Source organism: [Ruminococcus] torques ATCC 27756, from assembly GCF_000153925.1.
Taxonomy (GTDB): Bacteria; Bacillota; Clostridia; order Lachnospirales; family Lachnospiraceae; genus Mediterraneibacter; species Mediterraneibacter torques.
In genome coordinates this window covers 1-1433 of record NZ_DS264354.1, presented here as the reverse complement: position 1 = coordinate 1433, position 1433 = coordinate 1, and the positions used below count along the sequence as shown (strand labels likewise).

Here is a 1433-nt window from a genome sequence, read left to right as displayed (position 1 = left end):
TGGGCCAAATTCTTTTGCGGCCAATAGCATGGCATTCCTCTCCCGAAGTTACGGAGTCATTGCCGAGTTCATAAACAATGCTTCTCCCGTCGGCCTTTAGGATTCTCTCCTCATCCACCTGTGTCGGTTACGGTACGGGTATCCTGTAAACAATAGCGGCTTTTCTTGGCAGCCAGCTCACACACTTCTCTACTTCTTTTCGATCCGCATCACGTCTTCGGATTGCACACCGGATTGCCTGATGTACTCCTACCTCGCTTGCACCGGTCTTTCCATTCCCGGCTTGTGCTCTCTGTCTGCGTCCCCACAGTTCTGTTACAGGATAGTACAGGAATTTCAACCTGTTATCCATCGACTACGTCTTTCGACCTCGCCTTAGGCCCCGACTTACCCAGGGCAGATCAGCTTTACCCTGGAAACCTTAGATATTCGGCCAAGAGGATTCTCACCTCTTTCTCGCTACTCATTCCGGCATTCTCTCTTCTTAAAAATCCACTGCTCCTTTCGGTACAGCTTCGTCTCTTTAAGAATGCTCCTCTACCGATGAACAGTGATCAACGCAGACCAACAGCAGTCTGTTCCATCTGTTTTGGAATCTTCTTGATTTCATCAAGAAGCTTTCCTCTTGCATTGATCTGTATTGATCACTGTTCATCCCTGAGCTTCGGCAGTGTGTTTCAGCCCCGGACATTTTCGGCGCAGGACCTCTCGACTAGTGAGCTATTACGCACTCTTTTAATGGATGGCTGCTTCTAAGCCAACATCCTAGTTGTCTTCGAAATCCCACATCCTTTTCCACTTAACACACATTTTGGGGCCTTAGCTGCAGGTCTGGGCTCTTTCCCTTTCGACTACCCAACTTATCTCGGATAGTCTGACTCCCATACATCATCTACACGGCATTCGGAGTTTGATATCCCTTGGTAAGCTTTGACGCCCCCGTAGGAATTCAGTGCTCTACCTCCGCAAGACTTGTATGAGGCTAGCCCTAAAGCTATTTCGAGGAGAACCAGCTATCTCCGGGTTCGATTGGAATTTCTCCCCTATCCACACCTCATCCCCACCCTTTTCAACGGATGTGGGTTCGGTCCTCCATTGCCTTTTACGGCAACTTCAACCTGGACATGGATAGATCACCCGGTTTCGGGTCTACTCCGACTGACTTTCGCCCTGTTCAGACTTGGTTTCCCTTCGGCTCCGCACCTTCAGTGCTTAACCTCGCCAGCCAGCGTAACTCGCCGGACCGTTCTACAAAAAGTACGCGGTTCATCATATAAAGATGTTCCACAGCTTGTAAACATATGGTTTCAGGTTCTTTTTCACTCCCCTCCCGGGGTCCTTTTCACCTTTCCTTCACAGTACTATGCGCTATCGGTCACTAAGGAGTATTTAGCCATAGAGGGGTGGTCCCCGCATATTCAGTCAAGGTTCCA

General features: G+C 49.3%; 1 protein-coding gene and 1 other annotated feature (1 of these 2 running past the window's edge). The gene reads right to left on the bottom strand.

What is annotated here, in order from left to right:
* Window positions 1-1433 (bottom strand) — a sequence feature (mutual gap in cmsearch alignment for this rRNA model is longer than 100); it reaches 236 nt to the left of the window's first position.
* The gene (locus RUMTOR_RS13275) at window positions 128-352 is read right to left on the bottom strand and encodes a hypothetical protein (RefSeq protein ID WP_004846367.1); all 225 of its coding nucleotides are present in this window, start codon (window positions 350-352) and stop codon (window positions 128-130) included. Its footprint overlaps the feature before it by 225 nt.